The sequence below is a fragment of the Microbulbifer yueqingensis genome (assembly GCF_900100355.1).
In the GTDB taxonomy this organism is placed as follows: Bacteria; Pseudomonadota; Gammaproteobacteria; order Pseudomonadales; family Cellvibrionaceae; genus Microbulbifer; species Microbulbifer yueqingensis.
The window spans coordinates 73,881-93,794 of sequence record NZ_FNFH01000004.1 but is presented as its reverse complement, the minus strand read 5'-3'; the positions used below and the strand labels follow the sequence as shown (position 1 = coordinate 93,794).

Here is a 19,914-nt window from a genome sequence, read left to right as displayed (position 1 = left end):
GGGGTGTTTCAGCGGCCCGGCGGGGACGCGCATGTTAAACAATTTGCGGTCCGCGCTCAAAAGGCGGTCTTTCAGCCTGTGGCCAGTAGCCGCATGCACACCTGGCCAGCGCGCTTCTCTTTTTCAGTCAGCCAGCCTTCCGGCAGGTTGATGGGGGTATCGCGGGGAGTTTCAACGTAGACCCGGGCCCCCTTGGCAAGGTGCCCACCCAGCGCCGCGAGTGACTCCTGCCAGAGGTCCGCGGCAAACGGCGGGTCGAGAAAGACCACGTCGTAGGGGGCGCCATGGGTGCCCGGCTCGCGGGCGAGGAATTGCAGCGCGCTCTCGTGGTGCACCCGGCCGCGGTCGGTGCCCAGCAGTTCGAGTTGCGTGCGGAGGGTATCTGCCGCACGCCGGTTCAGCTCCACGAAATCCACCGCAGCGGCCCCGCGGGAGAGCGCCTCCAGCCCGAGGGCGCCGGAGCCGGCAAACAGGTCCAGGCAGCGCGCCCCGGGCAGGCGGAACTGCAGCCAGTTGAACAGGGTCTCGCGCAGGCGATCGCCGGTGGGACGCAACCCTTCGACCGGGGCGAACTGCAGCTTGCGGCCGCGCCACTCGCCACCGATGATGCGCAGCTGGGACATGGGTTGCGGGGCGGATCTGCGCGGGCGATTCCTGGACAAGTCGGTTTCCTGGTGACGTGGGGTTTGAAGGGCAGCCGGGCGGTAAACACTGATATCGCATTTAGTGCTGACAGGCCCTAAGATTAACGCCTTTCCAACACAGCGGTATAGCCGGACACAAGCATGATCTTTGATTTCCTGCGCAAGAAAAAGCCCAAGCCCGAAGAGCAGGCGGACGAAAAGCCTGTCGAGCAACCCGGTGAGGCGCCGGCAGAAAGTGAGGCCACCGAGGCCGCTGAGCACCCTCGCGCGGGGGAACCCGCTGGTGAGCCAGCCGGAGCGGTGCCGGAACGCGAAGAGAGCGGCGCCTCAGCTCGCCGGGCGTCTTCCCCGGCAGGAGATACCGCCGAAGCTGTCCCCGGGGCGCCCGCTCCGGCCCAGTCGCCCGCGGACCAGCCCCCCGCGGAAAAACCCGGCGAGCCGGAACAGGAGGGCAAGCCCGGGTTTTTCGCCCGCATCCGCCGCGGCCTGAGCCGCACCAGCAGCCAGTTTGCCGAGGGTATGGGCAACCTCTTCCTGGGTGCGAAAGAGATTGATGACGAGCTGCTGGAAGAGCTGGAGACCCAGCTGCTGATGGCCGATGTGGGCATGGACGCGACCACCGAAATCGTCGATCGCCTGACCGCGCGGGTGTCACGCCGCGAACTGAAAGACGGTGAGGCGCTATACCGGGCCCTGCAGGAGGAGCTGGCCGACCTGCTGGGCAGCGTCGAGGCGCCGCTCGAGATAGATTCCGCGAAGAAGCCCTTTGTGATCCTGGTGGTGGGCGTCAACGGCGTGGGCAAGACCACCACCATCGGCAAGCTGGCACACCGCTACCTCAACGAGGGCAAGTCGGTCATGCTGGCCGCCGGCGACACCTTCCGCGCGGCGGCCGTAGAGCAGCTGCAGGTTTGGGGCGATCGTCATAGTGTTCCGGTGGTGGCCCAGCACACCGGTGCCGACAGCGCCTCGGTGATCTACGACGCGGTGCAGTCGGCCCAGGCACGCGGCGTCGACGTGGTCATCGCCGACACCGCCGGGCGCCTGCACACCAAGTCCAACCTGATGGAAGAGCTCACCAAGGTGCGCCGGGTCATGGGCAAGCTCGACCAGACGGCCCCCCACGAGGTATTGCTGGTGCTGGACGCGGGTACCGGCCAGAACGCCATCAGCCAGGCCAGCCAGTTCCGCGACGCTGCGGGCGTGACCGGCCTGGTGCTGACCAAACTTGACGGCACCGCCAAGGGCGGTGTGATCTTTGCACTGGCACAGCGCTTCGGTATTCCGGTACGCTTTATCGGTGTCGGCGAGCAGGCCGAAGACCTGCAGCCATTCCGCGCCAGAGACTTTGTCGCCGCGCTGTTTCGCCGCAACTCCGACTGAGTTTCCCATTGTAGGAGCGGCCCATGGCCGCGACTGCACCGCCCGGACCCTCTGGTATCCGGTCGCGGCCATGGGCCGCTCCTACAGCCAATAAATAACAAGAACACGCCGCTGCATGATCACCTTCGACAACGTCAACAAGCGCTACGAGTCCGGGCAGGATGCGCTGGTGCGCATCAGCCTGGAACTGGGGCGTGGCGAGATGGTGTTCCTCACCGGGCACTCCGGGGCCGGCAAGAGCACACTGCTGAAACTGCTCACCGCCATCGAGCGCCCCACCCGCGGCACCATCCTGGTCGGCGGGCAGAACCTGAACCGCCTGCGCAACAGCCAGGTGCCCTACTATCGCCGCAATGTCGGCATCGTGTTCCAGAATCACCAGCTGCTGTTCGACCGCAGCGTGTTCGACAACGTGGCACTGCCCCTGGCGGTGGCCGGCTGCAACCGGCGCGAGGTGGGCCGGCGCGTGCGCGCGGCCCTGGACAAGGTGGGGCTGCTGCACAAGGAGAAGCAGAATCCCATCGTGCTCTCCGGTGGTGAGCAGCAGCGGGTTGGTATCGCCCGGGCGGTGGTCAACAAGCCGGCGATCCTGGTGGCGGACGAGCCCACCGGTAACCTGGACCCGCAGTTGTCGGCGGAAATCATGCAGCTCTTTGCCGACTTCAACGCCGTCGGTGTGACGGTCCTGGTTGCCAGCCACGACCTGGAGCTTATCGCCCGCCAGAAGCGCCGGGTGCTCACCCTGCAGGCGGGCCAGTTGATCTACGATGGAATCCCGAGCCGTGAAGCAGCCTACCCGTAACCCAGGCCCTGCAGCCCGCGCTGCGAACCGCCAGCCGCCTGCAGCCGAGGGGCGCGCCCGCCCCGCCGGTGCGGTGACCGCCCGCACGCGCCTCGGTGATCGCGGCCGCAGCTGGCTCGGACACCACCGCGAGATGGCCGGCGAGGCGGTGCGCCGCTTCCTGGCGGCGCCCATGGCCAGCGGCATGACCGCGCTGGTAATAGCCATCGCCCTGGCCCTGCCGGCCTCGCTGCAGCTGGGCCTGGTCAACTTCCAGCGGGCGGTCGCCGGCTGGGAGGGCCAGCCGCAGATTTCCGTGTTCCTGCACAAGCGCGCCCGCGAGGCGGCGGTAACCTCCTATGTGGAGGACCTGCGCGCCGATCCACGGGTGGCGGCGGTTACGTATATTTCCCCCGAGCAGGCCCTGGCGGAGTTCCAGCAGTCGTCGGGACTCGGTGATGCCCTGGCCGGCCTGGATGCGAACCCGCTGCCGGCGGTGCTGCTGGTGCGGCCACAAGACAGCGCCGCGTCCGACCTGGAAGCACTGGCAGCGGGCCTGCGCGAGAGCGCGCTGACCGATGCGGTGGTGCTGGATATGGCGTGGGTGGAGAGGCTGGCGCGGCTGACCGAGCTGGGCCAGCGGCTGTCGCTGGGGCTGGGATTGTTGCTGGCGCTGGGCGTCATCCTGGTGGTGGTGAATACCATCCGCCTGCATATCGAGAGCCGCCGCGAGGAGATCCTGGTGGTGAAGCTGGTGGGGGGCACCAATGCCTTCGTGCGCCGGCCCTTCCTATACAGCGGCATCTGCTATGGCCTCTGCGGCGGCCTGCTGGCCTGGCTGCTGGTCGCCGTGGGGGTGGCGCTGCTGGCGGGGCCGGTAGCCGGACTGGCGGACTCCTATGGCAGCGGATACACCCTGGACGGGCCCGGCCCTGCCTACCTGCTGGGCCTTGCCGGCGGGGCCGCGTTGCTGGGCCTGGCGGGAGCCTGGCTGGCCGTCGCGCGGCATCTCCGGGCTATCGAACCATCGTGACCGGTTGGTTGCACCTGTTCGCATATTTGCTCCCGCGAGCGGGAACCCGGTCTGTGGATAACCCCTCTAATGCCACGGAAATCAACGGTTCCAGCGCTCCCGGGCGGGCTTCCTAAAGCGCCCGGGCTAGTGCTACACTGAGCCAATTCACCGCGCCGGGCCCAGTCCCGGGTGGTGGTCGATTGATCCAGAAGTTCAACCGACACTGAGAATTCCAAGGGGAGAAACCTGAATGGGTACAAGCCTGCAGCCAGTCCATACACTGTCTCCGGGTGCCAATCTCGGCGCCTATATCCAGACGGTCAGCAGCTTCGACGTGCTGTCCGCGGAGGAGGAGAAGCGTCTGGCGGAGGACCTCTACTACCGCCAGGACCTGGATGCCGCACGGCAGCTGGTCATGTCGCACCTGCGCTTTGTGGTGCACATCGCCAAGTCTTACTCCGGCTACGGCCTCAACCAGGGTGACCTGATCCAGGAGGGCAACGTGGGCCTGATGAAGGCCGTCCGTCGCTTCAACCCGGAGAAGGGCGTGCGCCTGGTTTCCTTCGCCGTCCACTGGATCAAGGCGGAGATCCACGAATTCATCCTGCGCAACTGGCGCATCGTGAAGATCGCCACCACCAAGGCCCAGCGCAAGCTGTTCTTCAACCTGCGCGGCCAGAAGAAGAAACTCGCGTGGCTGACCAACGACGAGGCCAAGGCCGTGGCGGCGGAGCTGAACGTGGACGTCTCCCACGTGCACGAGATGGAGGGCCGGCTGTCGGCCCACGATGCGGCCTTTGACGCCGGGGTGGACGATGACGACGACTCCGCCTGGCAGGCCCCGGCGCACTACCTGGAAGACCGCAGCTTTGACCCGGCGGCCCAGCTGGAGCGGGACAACTGGGAGGAGACCAATCTCAGCAGCCTCGCTGCCGCCATGGAGCAGCTGGACGAGCGCAGCCGCGATATCATCCAGGCGCGCTGGCTGAGCGATGAGAAGTCGACCCTGCACGAGCTGGCCGACAAGTACGGCGTGTCCGCCGAGCGTATCCGCCAGCTGGAAAAGAACGCGATGAAAAAGGTGCGCGTGGCCATGGAAGCCTGATCGCGCAACCGGGCTCAGAGCGAAAACCGCGCGACCGCGCGGTTTTTTTTTGCGTGCCGGCCGCGGCCTGGTGCCCACGGGTCGCGCAACCGGAAATACCAAAGTGCGGAAATCACTGTGACCAAATTCTACCTGTTACTCACCGCCTTTCTCGGCGGCAGCGGCGTCATCCTGGGCGCCTTTGGCGCCCACGGCCTGCGCGGCAAGGTGGCGGAAAACCTGCTCGAGGCATTCAAGACCGGCGTGCACTACCAGCTGATTCACGCGCTGGCACTGTTCGGGGTGGCGCTGCTGATGCAGCAGTGGGGCGAGCGCATGGCGCTGCTGGTGGCCGGCGCCCTGTTTGCAGCCGGCGTGCTGCTTTTCTCCGGCAGCCTCTACGGCCTCACCTTTGGCGGGCCGCGCTGGCTGGGGCCGGTCACGCCGCTCGGTGGCAGCCTGATGATAGCCGGCTGGGCGGCGCTGTTTGTGGCGGCGCTCAACCTGTCGCGCTGATTTTCCTATCGTTTCCTGTAGGAGCGGCCCATGGCCGCGATGACCCGGAAATATCTCAACGGTCGCGGCCATGGGCCGCTCCTACAATAATTCGTTTACGTATTTGCAGCCGAGGTCGCGCAGCATGCACGAAGAGTCCGCGGAAGATTTTCCCTACCGCACCGAGTACAAGAAAAAGTCCATCCGCAGCTATGTCATCCGCGCCGGGCGCATGACCGAGGGCCAGCGCCGCGCCTTCGACAATTACTGGGGCACCTATGGGCTGTCCCTGTTCGATGGTCCGCTGGACGCAGAGCAGGTATTCGGGCGCGAGGCCCCGCTGGTGCTGGAGATTGGCTTCGGCATGGGCGATTCGCTGCTGGCCATGGCAGAGGCGGAACCGGACAAGGACTTCATCGGCATCGAGGTTCACCCGCCGGGCGTGGGTCGCCTGATCAATAACGCCGGCAAGGCCGGGATCGGAAACCTGCGGGTGTATATGGCCGACGCGGTGGACGTGCTGAACGACTGTATCCCCGACGCTTCGCTCGACCGTTTCCAGCTGTATTTTCCCGATCCGTGGCACAAGAAGAAGCACCACAAGCGCCGTATCGTCCAGCCGGAATTCGTGCGCCTGTTGTGCAGCAAGCTCAAAGCCGGCGGCCTGATGCACCTGGCCACCGACTGGGAGAACTACGCCGAGCATATGCTGGAGGTGCTGGAGGCAGAGCCTGCCCTGGAGAACACCGCCGGCGCCGGCCAGTATGCGCCGCGCCCGGAGTTCCGCCCGGAAACCAAGTTCGAGCGCCGCGGGCAGCGGCTCGGCCACGGCGTGTGGGACCTGCTCTATCGCCGCCGCTGAGCGGCCGAAACGGGCTGCCGGCGGGTCTGCTATCTTCAGTAGTCAGACGACCCGCCGGTAAAAGGACACTCCGGAGCCCACAATGACCCATAAAAGTCTTCGGCCCGCACGCAGACTCCTGCCCCTGTTGCTGTTGCTCGCCCTGCCCGGCCCGGTGGCCGTGGCCGATGAGGAGGGCACCCTCAACCTCTACCTGAAAGGCTCGCAGCAGTGGTTCGACAGCGACCGCCTGGACGGCACCCCCTTCGAGAACTTCGACCTGGACGACAGCAGCGGCGGCGGCGTGGGCTTCGGCTTCAATATCACCGACCGCTGGGCGCTGGAGGGCGTGGTCGATGGTTACTCGGTGGATATCGACGGCCTGGACGAGAAAGTCGATCTCTACAACTACCACCTGGACCTGTTCTGGCAGTTCGCCGGCCAGTTCTGCAATGACCCCTGCTGGCAACCGTACCTGGCGATTGGCGTGGGCGAAATCCGCATCGAATACGACCGGTTGATCGAGCCGCTGCCGGAGATCCCGCCGGATTTCGAGGGCCCGATACTGTTTGATCGCAGCAAGGAGGAGCATGACCGCCAGACCATGGCCAATTTCGGTATCGGCGTGAAATACCGGCTGGGCCCGCGCTGGCAGGCCCGCGCCGATGCCCGGGCCTTCTATGGTGTCGAGCGCGGCGGGGTCGATGGCGCGCTCAGCTTCACCATCGGCTACCAGTGGATGGAGTCCCCGCCCATCGTGCGGGACACCGATGCCGACGGCTTTATCGACAACGTGGATATGTGCCCGCAGACGCCACCAGGCGTCAATGTGGACAATACCGGCTGCCCGGTGGACTCGGACTCCGACGGCATCCCGGACTACCTGGACCTCTGCGCGGGCACACCGTTCGGTACCGCCGTGGACGAGCAGGGCTGCCCGGAGGAACTGCCGGAGAGGTAGTCCGGGGAATCAGCCCCGCATCGACTCCAGCTGCTCACTGATTTCCAGCCACTCCATTTCGAGCGTCTCGAGCTGTTCCCGCTGTTCTGCCTGGGCGCGGTTGAGGCGGGCGATTTCCTCCTGCTGTCCGCCCGTGTAAAGGCTCTCGTCCGCCAGCAGCTCTTCCAGCTCCGCCAGCTGCTTCTCCGCGCGGGCCATTTCGCGCTCCACTTTCTTCAGCTGATTGGTCAGCGGTTTCAGCTGCTCGCGCAGCGCCGCCGCAGCGCGTCGCTGGGTTTTCCTGTCTTCCGGCGGTTGCTCTGCAGTCCTGGCAGCTGCCTTCTCGCCGGCGCGTTCATTGCGGCGGAATTCCAGCAGCCAGTTGCGGTAATCCTCCAGGTCGCCATCGAAAGGTTGCGCACGGCCCTCGGCCACCAGCAGGAATTCGTCGGCGGTGTTGGCCAGCAGGTGCCGGTCGTGGGACACCAGCACCACCGCGCCGGGGAATTCCGCCAGCGCCAGGGTCAGGGCATGGCGCATTTCCAGGTCCAGGTGGTTGGTGGGCTCATCGAGCAATAGCAGGTTGGGCTTCTGCCAGGCGAGGATCGCCAGCGCCACGCGTGCCTTCTCGCCCCCGGAAAAGCCGCCCACCTGCTCGAAGACCCGGTCGCCGGTAAAGCCGTAGCCACCGAGGAAATCCCGCAGGGATTGCTCGCTGGCGTCGGGTGACAGGCGTTGCAGGTGCAACATCGGCGACGCGGCAGTGTCCAGTGCCTCCAGCTGGTGCTGGGCGAAATAGCCGACCGCCAGGTGTTCGCCGCACAGCCGTTCGCCGGCCAGGGGTTCGAGTTCGCCGGCCAGCGTCTTGATCAGGGTCGACTTGCCGGCACCATTGGGGCCCAGCAGGCCGATGCGCCGCCCCGGCTCGATTCCCAGCTGCACCTTGTGCACCACCACGCGGTCCCCGTAGCCGAGGTCTGCCTCACGCAGGTCAATTAGCGGATTGGAAACCTTGTCCGCCCCCGGCAGCGAGAAGCGGAACGGCGAGTCCACGTGGGCCGGCGCTATCTGCGCCATCCGGTCGAGGGCCTTGAGGCGGCTCTGGGCCTGCCTGGCCTTGGTGGCCTTGGCGCGGAAGCGGCGAACAAAGTCCTCCATATGCGCGCGCTGGGCCTGCTGCTTCTCGTATTCCGCCTGCTGCTGCGCCAGCCGCTCCGCCCGGGTGCGCTCGAACGCGCTGTAATTCCCGCTGTACTGCACCAGGCGACGGTGCTCGAAACTGATGATCCCGTCGACCACTGCATCGAGGAAGTCGCGGTCGTGGGAGATGATCAGCAGGGTGCCGGGGAATTTCTGCAGCCACTGCTCCAGCCACAGGGTGGCGTCCAGGTCCAGGTGGTTGGTGGGTTCGTCGAGCAGCATCAGGTCCGCCGGGCACATCAGGGCCCGCGCCAGGTTCAGCCGGATGCGCCAGCCGCCGGAGAAACTGTGTACCGGGCGCTGCTGGTCGGCATGCGCAAAGCCCAGGCCGTCGAGCAGCTGGGCTGCGCGCGCAGGCCCGCTGTAACCATCCACCGCCGCCATGCGCTCGTGCAGTTCTGCCAGGCGCCTGCCATCGGGCGCGTCCGCGCTCTCGAGTTGCGCCAGCTCGCGCTGCAGGTCGCGCAGCTCACCATCGCCGTCGAGGACATAGTCCAGGGCGGACTGGTCCCCGGCCGCTACTTCCTGGGCCATATGGGCGATGCGCCAGCCGGCCGGAACCTCGACGTTGCCGGCATCGCTTTCGATCTCCCGCAGCAGCAGTTTGAACAGGGTGGACTTGCCGCAGCCATTGGCACCGATAATCCCCACTTTGTGGCCGGGAAAGATACGGCAATCGGCGTTGTGCAGCAGTTCTCGTCCGCCCACTTGCAGGGAGACACCATGCAGATTGATCAAGAAAAACCTCTTTTGGCATTACCCGGGTGGGCGACAATGCTAGGCTAACGGGATATAAGCCCCGCGGCCCGACGCCCGACGGCGCACCCGATAAGAAATGCCGGGATTCTAACGTGACGAAATCCTCGCCTCCATCCTCCGTACCCTCTGCGCTGGAAAATCCCCTGTGGGAGTTCAGCCTCGATTTTTACGCCCACGGGGATGTGGAGGCATTCCTGCTCGCCTGCCAGGAGGAGCGCGGTGCCGATGTCTGCCTGCTGCTCTGGGCCAGTTACGTGACTGCGGCCGGCCGCCAGCTGAGCGAGGAGAGCTGGCGGGTGGCGGACCGCGGGCTGGCACCGCGTCGCCGCATCATTGCCACGGTGCGCAACCTGCGGCGTTTCCTCGGCGGGATGCGCCCGCGGACCCAGCTGTTGTATGAGCGCTGCAAGCGTTTTGAGCTGGGGTTGGAGCAACGCCAGCTGGCGGCCCTGTGGAAGCTGCAGCAGGAGTCCTGGCCGGAGGATCGCTCCGCGCTGGCGCTGGCCGGCCAGCAGTACGGCCTGCCACAAAAAGAACAGGCCCGCTGGGCGGGCCTGATCGACAGCTACTGCAATGAGCGGGGCTGAGGGCTAGCGCTCCTCCGACGGCTCGCTGGAAAACAGGCTGTTGGCGGGGGTAACCGGCGTGATGCTCGGTGTCGGCTTGGGGCTCTCTGCCGGAGTGGAGGGGGTTTGCGCCGGCTTGCTCTCGGCCGCCGCTTCCTTTTTCTCAACGGGCGCAGTCGGCTCGGCCGGCTTCGCTGTCGCAGGCCGGGCGGTCTCGGCAGGGCTTACCGCGGCTGACGGCTTGTTGGTCGCTGCCTCATGGGTAGGCGCCTTCTTCACCGGGGCTTTCTTCACCGGTGCCTTCTTGACGGCTGGTTTCTTTGCCGCAGATTTGGCGCTGCTGGCCTTTTCAGGCGATGCCTTTTTGGTACTGGCTGGTTTGGCGCTGGCAGACTTCTTCGCAGCGGATTTCTTGGCCGGTGCCTTCTTCGCGGTGCCACCCTTGGCGGCGGCTTTGGTGGCTGCCTTCCTGGCGGCGGGCTTCTTGGCCTTGCTGCTTGTGCTCTCTTTCGCGCCGGCCTTCTTCGCAGGCGTCTTCTTGGCGGAGGCTTTCTTGGCGGAGGCTTTCCTGGTGCCGGCCTTGGCCGCGCCCTTCTTCTTCTGCTTGGCGACTTCCTTTTCGGCCTTGGCGGCGGCTTTCTTGACGCTCTCCGCGAGCTTCATTTCCAGCTTGCTCGCCGCTTCAGCCTGCTTGGCTTCCGCCGCAGCTTCTTTGGCCTCGGCCACCGCTTCGGTCAGTTTTTCCACATTGGCCTTGGCGGTATCTACGCGCTTCTGCGTGGCAGCAGTTTTGCGCTTCTTGGCGGCAGCGCGCGCGTCGGCGAGCTTGCTCTTGGCCTTGGCCAGCTTGTCCTTGGCGGAGGCCAATGCCTTGGCAGATTTCTGCACCGCCTTGCCGGCGTCGGTTGCCTGCTTGGTGCGGGCCTTGTCGAGTTTGTCGGTGAGCTTGGCGATTTGCGCTTCCAGTTCTGCAACCGGATCGACAGCTTTCTTCTTGGCAGCCATGAGTAAATATCCTGAGAGTTTTTATCGGTTCAACGCATCCGGACAAAGCGGGTGCCCGGTATTCTTGCGGTCGGTACCGCAGTTACAGTTCTTGCACTGACGCGTTGCCAAGGGAAGCAAATACCTTGCAGCAATCCAAAGCAACCGCAGGTGCACCGATAATAGCGCTGTTTTTTTCAAAATTGTATGCCGTGGCCGGCGAAAAACCGCGGATTTTGCCTATAAAAAGCGTTTGCCCTGGAAACTTAACGGGGTAAGCCGTGTTCTATGTGAACACGGTCGGTGTGCACGGGTCGTCACCTTGCGTTAGACTTGGCCGGTATCGGCTGACACACCGTCGTGCGGGCCGTGGCGGGTTCCCGGCTTTCACGGTGGGTCGCCATGGCCATAGGGCCGCCTCCCGCGCCCGCTGCTGCGGGCCGGTGACGAGGGAACCTCACCAATAAACACATGCAAAGACCAAGAGATAACCCTATGAAAAAATTTCCACTGGCTGCGGCAGTAGCCCTGGGCGTCGCACTGGCCGGCTGTAACAAGCAGGAAGGCGGCCAGTCCGAGGAAGTCGCACTGGATACTCAGGAGAAAAAAGTCAGCTACATCATCGCCGAGGACATGGCGCGCCGGCTTGAGTCCCAGGATGTCGCGCTGGATCCCCAGGTCGTGACCATGGCTCTCAATGACGTGGCTGAAGGCCGCGACTCACGCCTGAGCGATGAGGAAAAGCAGCAGGTGATCGCGGTATTCCAGGAAAACATGCAGGCCAAGCAACAGGAAATGCTGGCCAAGCAGGAGCAGGAGTTCAAGGCCAAGGCTGAGGAAAACCAGGCCAAGGGCGAGGCTTTCCTGGCCGAGAACGCGAAGAAAGAAGGCGTGGTTACCACCGACTCCGGCCTGCAGTACAAGGTTATCCGCGAGGGTAGCGGCGACTCTCCCTCCGCCGACAGCACCGTAGAGGTGGATTACAAGGGCACCCTGATCGACGGGACCGAGTTCGACAGCTCCTATGCGCGCGGTGAGCCGGTCCAGTTCCCGGTAGATGGCGTCATCAAGGGATGGACCGAAGCCCTGCAGCTGATGAAGGAAGGTGCCAAGTGGGAGCTGTATATCCCGTCTGACCTGGCTTACGGTCCCGGCGGCGCCGGCGGCCTGATCGGCCCCAATGCCACCCTGATTTTTGAGGTGGAGCTGCACAAGGCGAATGTGGCTGAAGGCGCTGGCGAGGAAGGCCAGGAGAAGCAGGATGCCGAACCCGCCGAGCAGTCGGGTGAGGAGCAGTCAGGCGAGGACGCCAGCGGCGAGCAGTAATATTACTGACGTCGGGCGATAAAAAGGGGCCACCAGGTGGCCCCTTTTTTGATTCCGGTTGTTGCGTTTTATCCGCCGCGGGGGCGGTCGCCCATCACGCCAGCTGGTTTTTGTGTGCGGTGTGCAACACGGCGATCATCTGGTCTTCCGAGGTGAAGCGCGTCTCGAGCGCCTCACCCAGTTCGGACAGGTCGCGGGCGAGGCTGGAGAGATCATCCGTCTCCAGGTACTTGTCGTTGAAGTCCACGGCGACATCCGTGGTACCGTCGATCCGGCGATAGAGCTCCTTGGATTTCTCCAGGCCATCGTCATCGTTGAACGCCTTTCCCTCGAGCATCAGCTGTTCGTAGACCTCGAAGTGTCCCGCTGAGACGTAGTCCATCAGCAGCTGGCACAGTTCCCGCACGGCTTCCTCGGTGTGGGCATCGCCATCGCGGATTTCCCGGTTCTCGGTCAGGCCGCAAAAGCTCACCAGCAGTGCCTGGCGCGCGTGTAACCAGCGGTCGATAATCTCACTCACGCCGCCCCAACGCTCGCGCGCCGACTTACAATTTTCCAACATCTCACGCTTCCTTTTATCCGGGTAACAACCCCATTGTGGCACTGCGCGCAGGCGTCCCGGGGCATACCTGCAAGATAGGAGATTCGGGATTTGGCGGCAAGAAGTCCAGAGCAATGCGCGCCAGAAGGCGCTGTTACCCGCCTGCCGCCAGAAGCGGCAGCAGGATTGCCGTCAGCGCGCCGCAGAGGCCCATCGCCAGCGCGGCAAAGGCACCGCACAGGGCGCTGATTTCCAGCGATCGCGCCGTGCCGATGGCGTGCGCGTTGATACCGAGCACGAAGCCGATAATGCGCTCGTCCCCGGCACCCAGCCAGCGCATCAGCGGCGGCCCCAGTACCGCGCCCACCACGCCACTGAACACCACGATGCCCACCGTGAGGCTCTCCGCAGCCCGCACTTTCGCGGCTATGGCCAGGGCGATGGGTGTGGTCACCGCCTTGCCGGAGAGTGCCGCCAGCACGGGGCCGGAGGCTCCCAGCAGCAGGGCGATGCCCACACCGATAAGCGGTGCCAGTGCGGCCCCGGCAACCAGGGTGACCGTGAGTGGCATGGCGGCCCGACGGATGATGGCGAGGTTCTGCCGCAGGGGCACGGCCAGCGCCACCACGGCCGGCCCCAGCAGCGCGTACAGCAACCCGCTGGCCCGCTGGTAGTCGGGATAGCCGATATCGAGCAGGTGAAGGGTGGCCGCCACCAGCAGGCTGGCCCCGACGATGGGGTGCAACAGCGCGGTGCCACTGCGCCGGTACAGCCATACCCCGAACAGGAAGGCCGCGACATTGAGTGGCAGGGCGAATGCCGGCGAGGCAAGCAACGCAGCGGGCGTCTCAGGCATCGGTGTCCTCCCTGCGCCCGCGCAGCAACAGCCTTTTCAGCAACAGCGCGCACAGGGCGATACTGGCCAGGGTGCCGAACACGGTGGCCGCGAACAGGCCGACCCAGTCAGCGGGTGCCAGGCTGTCCAGGAAGAACAGGCCGGTGGCTGCGGGCAGGAATAACAGCGCCAGCAGGCGCAGCAACACCCCGCTGATTTCGGCCAGTCCCCGCGGCACGCTACCGTATACCAGCAGGCCCGCGACCAGGAGTAGCATGCCCAGCACCGAGCCGGGCACCGGCAGTGCCAGGCTGGCCTGCAACCAGTTTCCGGCGAAGTGCGTCCCCGCCAGTATGGCGGCGCCGGCCAGCCAGCCCGGGAGCCGGCGCCAGGTATTCACGCGCTCGCGGTGCCGCTCACTGGCGGCGGAAAGCCTGCCAGGCACCAAAGGCGACCAGTCCCACGAAGCCTACTGCGGCCCAGGCGGGAATGCTCAGGCCGAGCATGGTCCACTGCACTTCCGCACAGTTACCGTCGCCGGTCAGCAGCACCTTGACCACATCCAGGAAGGGAAAGGCGTCGATCATATAAGTGATGCCGGGTCCGCAGGCCGGTACCTGGTCGGCCGGCAGGCTCTGCAGCCACAGCTGGCGGGCTGAGAAGTAGAGCCCGCCGAGTGCCCACAGGGACACCAGCAGCCCGTAAATGCGCCGGCCCAGCCACTGCGGGTTGTGCAGGAAGGCCACCAGTGAGACGAGTCCCACGCCCAGCAGCATCACGCGCTGGGTGATACACAGCGGGCAGGGTTCCAGCCCGCGCACATATTCGAGGTAGAAGGCGGCGCCGAGCAGGAAGACCACGGCGAGGAACACCAGCAGGAAGGTAAAACGCGGGTTGGGAAGTCTCATGTGTTATCGAATCCTGAAAAATCCTCTCGAAACCGCCTGGCAACGAGCATCAAGTCACTGAACAACTGGTTGAAGTCGAGCTGAAGGGGCTGCTCCGCGGCGATCAGCACGGGCATTGCCTCCTCCAGTGGCACGGGCCGGCGCAGGCGCTGCCCCACCCGCTCCAGGCTGCGGGTAATGACAGCCCGGTCGGGATAGCCCTGCAGCAGTTTAAATTGCTCCGCGCGCTGCATAAAGCGCCACGCGTTCGGCGGAATATACCGGCTGCGGGCGCGAAAGTCCCGCCAGCACTGGTCACAGAAATGGTCGAGCGATTCGTGGTGCCATGCGCTCCACTGGCGGCTCAGCAGGTGGTCGAACCAGATATCCAGCACGATGCCGCCGTAGCGCCGCCAGCCGGGCCCGAGCCGCTGCAGGGCTGTGAGGTAAGCCGGGTGCGCATCCGATACGGCGTCGATACGGCGATGCAGGCGGATGCCCGCCTCAATGGCTGGCGGGCGCTCACCCCGCAGGGGCCCCTTGACGAAGTCCCCCAGCAGGCCGCCCAGGCGCCAGTCCGGGTCGGGGCCGGACAGCAGCAGGTGGGCGAGATAGTTCATGACACTGCCCGCGAGGGCGAAGGCGAAGCCAGCGGGAGCCGGGTTACGGCTCCCGGGCCGGCGAGAGGCACCGGCAGGGCCGGTACAGCGGCGGCCTCAGCGCTGGCAAAAGGTGTACTGGGCATAGTAGTGGCCGAGGAAGTCCTCGAAAGTGCCGGTGTCGGCCTCTTCCACGGCGCGCTGGCGCTCGAGCGATTCGCGCGCGTGCCGGGCGAACTCCTCCCGGGTGGCGGTATCCAGTGGCCGCTCGAGGAAATACTGGCGATGTTGCTCCGCCTTGTCCTGCGCCCACTCGAAGAAGCTCTGTTTGCGCTCGCGCATTTCCGCCAGCATATGCGCGGCGGGAGTCGCCAGCTCGCCGCGGATTTTCTGTTGCTGTGCGGCGACCGCGCGGGCGAAGGCGTTGCCTTCCCAGGCCCGGTCGAGCAGTTCCGCCAGCGGCTGCATCTCGTCCAGCAGTTCCTCTGCCCATTCCACCAGCGGGCGCTCGCCACCGTTGTGGATCAGCTTCAGTTCTGGCTCGCGGCCCCGGTAGACAATACGGTCCTGGTTCTCCTGGGTGGCACGGTAATCCGCGTCGTCGGTCTTGGGGCTGTCCTCCAGCAGGCAGTGAAGCAGGAAGCTGTCGAGGAAGCGCATCTGCTGCGCATCCATGCCCAGCGGTGCGAAGGGGTTGAGGTCCAGGCAGCGCACCTCGATGTATTCCACGCCGCGGTTGTCCAGCGCCGACAGGGCCGTCTCCCCCATGCGGGCCGGGTTCTTGGGCCGGATGGCAGAGTAGAACTCGTTCTCGATCTGCAGCAGTCCCGTGGAGAGCTGCTGGTAGTTGCCCTCGGCATCCTTGACCCCCAGCTGGTGATAGGGCGGGTAGGGCTTGCTGATGGCCGCACACAGGGTCGAGAGGTAACTGGGCAGGTCGTTGTAGCAGACGATCAGCGACTGCTGCGCCTCGCTGTTGTAGCCCAGGTCGCCCATGCGCAGCGACGTGGCATGGGGGGCGTGCAGGCTGCTGGCATTGCCCTCGAAGGGTTCCAGCTTGTGTTCCCGGCCCTCGACAAATGACCCGCATACGGCCGGTGCTGCACCGAACAGGTAGATGAGCAGCCAGTAGTGGCGGCGGAAATTGCGGATCAGGTCGAAGTAGCGGCGGGTCTTGAACTCGCCCAGTTCCTCGCTGCTGCCCTCGCGCTCGTGCAGCCACTGCCAGAAGGATTCCGGCAGGGAAAAGTTGTAATGGATGCCGGCGATGGTCTGCATCGCGCGGCCGTAGCGCAGGCCCAGGCCCAGCCGGTAGACGGTCTTCATGTTGCCGCTGTGGGAGCTGCCGTAGCGGGCTACCGGGATCCCGGCGTCCTCTCCCAGGCGGCAGGGCATGCTGGCCACCCACAGGCGCTCGTCGCCAATCTCGCCGTAGGTGTAACGGTGGATCTGGTCCAGGGTATCCAGCACCTCCTCCGGGGTCGCCACCGGTGGGGTGATGAATTCCAGCAGGGCCTCGGAGAAATCGGTGGTGATCAGGTCGTGGGTCAGGGCCGAGCCGAGTGCGGTCGGGTGCGGGCTCGTGGCCAGCGAGCCGTCAGGGTTTACCCGCAGGCTCTCTTTCTCGATACCGCGGCGAATGCCCTTCAGCAGTTGCAGCGTGTGCGGCTGGGCCAGGGCGGCCAGGTAATTGGGCACTCGAATCTCCTTACTGGGGCGGGTGGCGCCTCCGGACTGCCAGTGAAAGGCTGCCGCGGGTGTGGCGGCAGCGGGCGCTTCGGCCGATATGGGGGCCGGCGCCGCTTTTCTCAAGGCTCTTATATTTTCGGGGACGGGGTGGCGCGGCCCTGGCTCAGACGGCGGAGCGGGAGCGCCCGGCGGCCTCGTCGGGTTGTTGCGGCTCGATCTCCGGCGGCTCCTCGGGGGTGACCTCCGGCGGCTCGTCCGGCTCGATCTCGGGGGTCGGCTCCGGACTGACTTCGGGGTTGCTCTCGGGCGGGGTTTCCGGCGGGGAGCCAGGCTGGATCTCGGGGTCGCCCAGTGCCTCCTCGGGCACCTGGGGCTGGCCCTTGGCATTAAGGTCGCACTGCAGCAGCTCGATACGCAGGCTGACGTCGCGGGTGTTGGCCTCGAACATCTGGTTGATGGCGACGTCTTTGTGCTCACTGCGGAACAGCTTGCCGGCCTCGCGGCCGTCGATCCACTCGTTACTCTTGCTCAGGAACTGTTGATGCTGGTTTGTCAGCACGTAAACGTGGCTCATGCGGAAGGACAACTTTGCTTATGCTCAGACGGGCAGTGTAGCGATGGTGGCAGTGGGGTCAAGAATCCGGACCCCATGGACTGCGCCCGCCGCTGCAACTGGAAACGGGATGCTGCGGCGGGCGGCGCCGGTAACAACGCGCGCGGGAATTACAGCGCCTCCAGCGGATAGTGCTCCGGGTATGGCAGGCGCGCCGCGCCGCTGTCCACCGCGGCGCGGGCGACCGCCGCCGCCACTTCCGGCAGCAGGCGCGGGTCGGTGGGCTTGGGCAGGATATAGTCGGGGCCGAAGCCCAGTTCGATGCCGCCGTAGCCCTCGCGTACCGCAGCGGGTACCGGCTGGTGGGCGATGCGCCGGATGGCCTCGATCGCGGCCAGCTTCATGTCCTCGTTGATGCGCACCGCGCGCACGTCCAGCGCGCCGCGGAAGATAAATGGGAAACACAGCACGTTGTTGACCTGGTTCGGATAGTCCGAGCGGCCGGTGGCCATGATCAGGTCATCGCGGACGCTGTGGGCCAGCTCGGGCTCGATCTCCGGGTTGGGATTGGAGCAGGCAAACACCACCGGCCGCGGGGCCATGCGCTTGAGTTGTTCGGCCGACAGCAGGTCGGGACCGGAGACCCCGAGGAACACATCGGCGCCCTCGATGGCGTCGTCCAGGGTGCGCATCTCGGTGTCCCGCGCCCACTCGCCCTTGTAGGCGTTGATGTCGGTACGGCCGGAGTGGATCACGCCGCGGCTGTCGAGCATGGTGATCTGCTCTTTCTTCGCCCCCGCTGCCAGCATCAGCTTGCAGCAGGCAGTGGCGGCGGCACCGGCACCCAGGCAGACCATGCGCACATCACTGATCTTCTTGCCCTGGATCTCGAGGGCGTTGAGCATCCCCGCCACGGTCACGATAGCAGTGCCGTGCTGGTCGTCGTGGAATACCGGCACCGGGCAGCGCTCGATCAGCGCCTCCTCGATATGGAAGCACTCGGGCGCCTTGATGTCCTCCAGATTGATGCCGCCGAAGGTATTGGCGATGGCGCTGACGGTCTCGATAAAGCGCTCCGGGCTCTTGGCTTCCACCTCGATGTCGACCGAGTTGATGCCGGCAAAACGCTTGAACAGCAGCGACTTGCCCTCCATCACCGGCTTGGAGGCCAGTGGGCCCAGGTTGCCCAGCCCGAGGATGGCGCTGCCGTTGGAGATCACCGCCACCAGGTTGCCCTTGCCGGTGTACTGGTAGGCGGCGTCCGGGTCGCGGGCGATCTCCCGCACCGGCTCGGCCACGCCGGGGCTGTAGGCCAGGGACAGGTCTTCCTGGGTCTGGGCGGGTTTGGTGAGCTCTACCGACAGCTTGCCCGGTACCGGCAGCGCATGGTAATCGAGCGCGGCCCGGCGCAATGCTTCCTTTGCATCCTTCATCTTGGGTAATTCTCTCGAGTCAGTGGCCGCTAACCCGTGCAGGGGCGACCGGTTTACTGCGGGGGGCGGAGAGAATAACCGAGGCGGGTTGGCGCCCACAAGGGCGCGGGGCGGCAGGGAAAGCTATTTCCTACTAATTTCAATGGTAAATTCGGAATCCACCGCAATAAACCAGCGTTTATGTTGCGGAAACCGGGACAGGTATTTCGCTCCCCGGTCAACCAGCCAGCCTTTCACTTCTATTTCGCGACCTTGCCAATCGCGCCGCGCCATCTGGCCATAATCACCCTCCGGATCCAGCCGCAGGGCAACCGGTCCGTCCAGCTCCAGCCACAGGTAGCGGTTGCGATCGACCTTCTCGACGCGGCCGCGCAGCAGCACGAAGCCGCCATCGCCCGGCCGGATATCGCCGGCCCGCATCACCGGCCAGGTACCGGGTGCCCAGACACCGCGTCCGGCTTCGCGGGCCTCGTCCTCGCGCGAGGCCAGGCATTCCGCCAGTGCCAGGTTGGGGGCCACCGCGATATGGAACGCCAGCCCCGCGGAGAGCAGGGCCGCTTCGAGGCTGTCGCCGCGGTGGTTGTAGACGTGGGCCAGGATCCGGCCGTAGCGGTCGCGCCGGTCGCGGTCGTAGACCAGTTCCAGGTCGCCGTCGGCGAGGAAGCGCTCGGTGAACTGCCGCGCCTCGGCGGCCAGGGGTTGCGCCTGTTGGCCGTCGCGGGCGAGTTCCGGGGTATTGACGCCGATCAGCCGCACGCGCCGCCCATCAGCCAGTTGCAGGGTGTCGCCATCCTGGACCCGCGCCAGTGCCACCAGCTCATCCGCCGGCCCCAGCACGCAGTCGGCCCGGCCGCCGGTGCCTGCCAGCAGTAACAGGAGCGCAAGCAACCGGCCACAAAAAAGGGCACCGCGGTAAGCCCGGGGTGCCCTTTTTCTGCAGTCTTTGCCGTTGTTCACGACAGCGACGCTGCGCGATGCGCTTACTTGCTGATGCGGCTGCCGAAACGCTTCTTGAAGCGATCCACGCGACCACCGGTGCTCGCTTCGCGCTGCTTGCCGGTGTAGAACGGGTGGCACTGGGAGCACACGTCCAGCTGGATGTCCTTGCCCAGGGTAGAGCGGGTCTTGATGCTGTTGCCGCAGGAACAGGTTGCGGTCACATCGGTGTAATTCGGATGGATTTCTGCTTTCATGATTGCCTCTTTTCGATGCCGCCACCGGATCATTTGCCCGGCACGGAATCGTCGTTGGTGCAGGAGCTGGCCGTGTGGCCGGGACTCCGGGCTGCTTAAAAAGTCGGCGCATACTATCAGATTAGCGCGGCGGATCAAGCAAAATTGGCCCCCGGGGGCGCCCCGT

22 protein-coding genes are annotated in these 19,914 nt (G+C 65.5%); 9 read left to right on the top strand and 13 right to left on the bottom strand.

Annotated elements, in window-relative coordinates:
• Window positions 1–71 precede the first annotated feature (71 nt).
• Entirely contained in the window at window positions 72–662 is a 591-nt protein-coding gene (gene rsmD, locus BLT26_RS10985; protein WP_425435282.1) for a 16S rRNA (guanine(966)-N(2))-methyltransferase RsmD, read from the bottom strand.
• Between the two features lie 123 nt (window positions 663–785).
• Here rsmD and ftsY point away from each other — a divergent pair, with 123 nt between their 5' ends.
• The 7 genes from ftsY (at window position 786) to BLT26_RS10950 (ending at window position 7,204) form a co-directional block, all read left to right on the top strand.
• Window positions 786–2,027 (top strand): signal recognition particle-docking protein FtsY, encoded by a 1,242-nt coding sequence (gene ftsY, locus BLT26_RS10980; protein WP_091513697.1) that lies wholly within the window; start codon window positions 786–788, stop codon window positions 2,025–2,027.
• 115 nt (window positions 2,028–2,142) lie between these two features.
• Complete coding sequence (ftsE, locus tag BLT26_RS10975; protein ID WP_091513694.1) at window positions 2,143–2,829, top strand: cell division ATP-binding protein FtsE; 687 nt, start codon at window positions 2,143–2,145, stop codon at window positions 2,827–2,829.
• Entirely contained in the window at window positions 2,810–3,841 is a 1,032-nt protein-coding gene (ftsX, locus tag BLT26_RS10970; protein WP_245720685.1) for a permease-like cell division protein FtsX, read from the top strand. The genes ftsE and ftsX overlap by 20 nt, the downstream gene beginning before the upstream one ends.
• Before the next feature lie 232 nt (window positions 3,842–4,073).
• Entirely contained in the window at window positions 4,074–4,928 is an 855-nt protein-coding gene (gene rpoH, locus BLT26_RS10965) for an RNA polymerase sigma factor RpoH (protein ID WP_091513688.1), read from the top strand.
• Window positions 4,929–5,045: 117 nt separating this feature from the next.
• Window positions 5,046–5,423 (top strand): DUF423 domain-containing protein, encoded by a 378-nt coding sequence (locus BLT26_RS10960; RefSeq protein ID WP_091513685.1) that lies wholly within the window; start codon window positions 5,046–5,048, stop codon window positions 5,421–5,423.
• A 124-nt stretch (window positions 5,424–5,547) separates the two neighbouring features.
• The gene (trmB, locus tag BLT26_RS10955) at window positions 5,548–6,264 is read left to right on the top strand and encodes a tRNA (guanosine(46)-N7)-methyltransferase TrmB (protein ID WP_091514353.1); all 717 of its coding nucleotides are present in this window, start codon (window positions 5,548–5,550) and stop codon (window positions 6,262–6,264) included.
• A gap of 82 nt (window positions 6,265–6,346) precedes the next feature.
• Window positions 6,347–7,204, top strand: coding sequence for an outer membrane beta-barrel protein (locus BLT26_RS10950; RefSeq protein ID WP_091513682.1), 858 nt, complete (start codon window positions 6,347–6,349; stop codon window positions 7,202–7,204).
• Between the two features lie 9 nt (window positions 7,205–7,213).
• Here BLT26_RS10950 and BLT26_RS10945 read toward each other — a convergent pair whose 3' ends face one another.
• Window positions 7,214–9,121, bottom strand: coding sequence for an ATP-binding cassette domain-containing protein (locus BLT26_RS10945; RefSeq protein WP_091513678.1), 1,908 nt, complete (start codon window positions 9,119–9,121; stop codon window positions 7,214–7,216).
• A gap of 113 nt (window positions 9,122–9,234) precedes the next feature.
• Between BLT26_RS10945 and BLT26_RS10940 the strand changes: the two genes are divergently transcribed.
• Window positions 9,235–9,729 carry a TIGR02444 family protein gene (locus BLT26_RS10940; protein ID WP_245720684.1) on the top strand — a complete coding sequence of 165 codons (495 nt, stop codon included), beginning with the start codon at window positions 9,235–9,237 and terminating at the stop codon, window positions 9,727–9,729.
• Between the two features lie 3 nt (window positions 9,730–9,732).
• Here the strand turns inward: BLT26_RS10940 and BLT26_RS10935 are convergent, their stop codons facing one another.
• Entirely contained in the window at window positions 9,733–10,713 is a 981-nt protein-coding gene (locus BLT26_RS10935) for a histidine kinase (RefSeq protein WP_139169514.1), read from the bottom strand.
• Between the two features lie 474 nt (window positions 10,714–11,187).
• Here BLT26_RS10935 and bamJ point away from each other — a divergent pair, with 474 nt between their 5' ends.
• Window positions 11,188–12,018, top strand: a complete 831-nt coding sequence (gene bamJ, locus BLT26_RS10930) for a BamJ family beta-barrel-assembly machinery protein (protein WP_091513675.1) — start codon at window positions 11,188–11,190, stop codon at window positions 12,016–12,018.
• A 94-nt stretch (window positions 12,019–12,112) separates the two neighbouring features.
• Here bamJ and rsd read toward each other — a convergent pair whose 3' ends face one another.
• From rsd to rpmE, 10 genes are all read right to left on the bottom strand, one after another.
• Window positions 12,113–12,580 (bottom strand): sigma D regulator, encoded by a 468-nt coding sequence (rsd, locus tag BLT26_RS10925; protein ID WP_091513671.1) that lies wholly within the window; start codon window positions 12,578–12,580, stop codon window positions 12,113–12,115.
• Window positions 12,581–12,713: 133 nt separating this feature from the next.
• Window positions 12,714–13,415, bottom strand: coding sequence for an LrgB family protein (locus tag BLT26_RS10920; protein ID WP_091513668.1), 702 nt, complete (start codon window positions 13,413–13,415; stop codon window positions 12,714–12,716).
• Entirely contained in the window at window positions 13,408–13,794 is a 387-nt protein-coding gene (locus BLT26_RS10915; RefSeq protein ID WP_217631428.1) for a CidA/LrgA family protein, read from the bottom strand. Before BLT26_RS10915 ends, BLT26_RS10920 begins: the two co-directional genes overlap by 8 nt.
• 16 nt (window positions 13,795–13,810) lie before the next feature.
• Entirely contained in the window at window positions 13,811–14,302 is a 492-nt protein-coding gene (locus BLT26_RS10910; RefSeq protein ID WP_091513664.1) for a disulfide bond formation protein B, read from the bottom strand.
• A complete protein-coding gene (locus BLT26_RS10905) occupies window positions 14,299–14,901 on the bottom strand; it encodes an acyl carrier protein phosphodiesterase (protein ID WP_091513660.1) in 603 nt (200 codons plus the stop codon). The genes BLT26_RS10910 and BLT26_RS10905 overlap by 4 nt, the downstream gene beginning before the upstream one ends.
• 96 nt (window positions 14,902–14,997) lie before the next feature.
• Window positions 14,998–16,578 (bottom strand): glutamate--cysteine ligase, encoded by a 1,581-nt coding sequence (gene gshA, locus BLT26_RS10900; protein WP_091513657.1) that lies wholly within the window; start codon window positions 16,576–16,578, stop codon window positions 14,998–15,000.
• Between the two features lie 154 nt (window positions 16,579–16,732).
• Entirely contained in the window at window positions 16,733–17,143 is a 411-nt protein-coding gene (locus tag BLT26_RS16630; protein ID WP_091513652.1) for a hypothetical protein, read from the bottom strand.
• A 149-nt stretch (window positions 17,144–17,292) separates the two neighbouring features.
• A complete protein-coding gene (locus tag BLT26_RS10890; RefSeq protein ID WP_091513649.1) occupies window positions 17,293–18,555 on the bottom strand; it encodes a malic enzyme-like NAD(P)-binding protein in 1,263 nt (420 codons plus the stop codon).
• Between the two features lie 123 nt (window positions 18,556–18,678).
• Window positions 18,679–19,443 (bottom strand): thermonuclease family protein, encoded by a 765-nt coding sequence (locus BLT26_RS10885; protein ID WP_175453094.1) that lies wholly within the window; start codon window positions 19,441–19,443, stop codon window positions 18,679–18,681.
• A 92-nt stretch (window positions 19,444–19,535) separates the two neighbouring features.
• Window positions 19,536–19,748 (bottom strand): 50S ribosomal protein L31, encoded by a 213-nt coding sequence (rpmE, locus tag BLT26_RS10880; protein WP_091513643.1) that lies wholly within the window; start codon window positions 19,746–19,748, stop codon window positions 19,536–19,538.
• Window positions 19,749–19,914: the final 166 nt, after the last annotated feature.

Excerpts from the sequence above, each read along its gene's own strand:
- BLT26_RS10920 (WP_091513668.1), bottom strand. The coding sequence starts at position 13,415 with ATGCCTGAGACGCCCGCTGCGTTGCTTGCCTCGCCGGCATTCGCCCTG.
- BLT26_RS10890 (WP_091513649.1), bottom strand. The coding sequence starts at position 18,555 with ATGAAGGATGCAAAGGAAGCATTGCGCCGGGCCGCGCTCGATTACCAT.
- BLT26_RS16630 (WP_091513652.1), bottom strand. The coding sequence starts at position 17,143 with ATGAGCCACGTTTACGTGCTGACAAACCAGCATCAACAGTTCCTGAGC.
- rpoH (WP_091513688.1), top strand. The coding sequence starts at position 4,074 with ATGGGTACAAGCCTGCAGCCAGTCCATACACTGTCTCCGGGTGCCAAT.
- BLT26_RS10905 (WP_091513660.1), bottom strand. The coding sequence starts at position 14,901 with ATGAACTATCTCGCCCACCTGCTGCTGTCCGGCCCCGACCCGGACTGG.
- bamJ (WP_091513675.1), top strand. The coding sequence starts at position 11,188 with ATGAAAAAATTTCCACTGGCTGCGGCAGTAGCCCTGGGCGTCGCACTG.
- ftsE (WP_091513694.1), top strand. The coding sequence starts at position 2,143 with ATGATCACCTTCGACAACGTCAACAAGCGCTACGAGTCCGGGCAGGAT.
- BLT26_RS10950 (WP_091513682.1), top strand. The coding sequence starts at position 6,347 with ATGACCCATAAAAGTCTTCGGCCCGCACGCAGACTCCTGCCCCTGTTG.
- rpmE (WP_091513643.1), bottom strand. The coding sequence starts at position 19,748 with ATGAAAGCAGAAATCCATCCGAATTACACCGATGTGACCGCAACCTGT.
- BLT26_RS10935 (WP_139169514.1), bottom strand. The coding sequence starts at position 10,713 with ATGGCTGCCAAGAAGAAAGCTGTCGATCCGGTTGCAGAACTGGAAGCG.
- trmB (WP_091514353.1), top strand. The coding sequence starts at position 5,548 with ATGCACGAAGAGTCCGCGGAAGATTTTCCCTACCGCACCGAGTACAAG.
- rsd (WP_091513671.1), bottom strand. The coding sequence starts at position 12,580 with ATGTTGGAAAATTGTAAGTCGGCGCGCGAGCGTTGGGGCGGCGTGAGT.
- BLT26_RS10910 (WP_091513664.1), bottom strand. The coding sequence starts at position 14,302 with ATGAGACTTCCCAACCCGCGTTTTACCTTCCTGCTGGTGTTCCTCGCC.
- ftsY (WP_091513697.1), top strand. The coding sequence starts at position 786 with ATGATCTTTGATTTCCTGCGCAAGAAAAAGCCCAAGCCCGAAGAGCAG.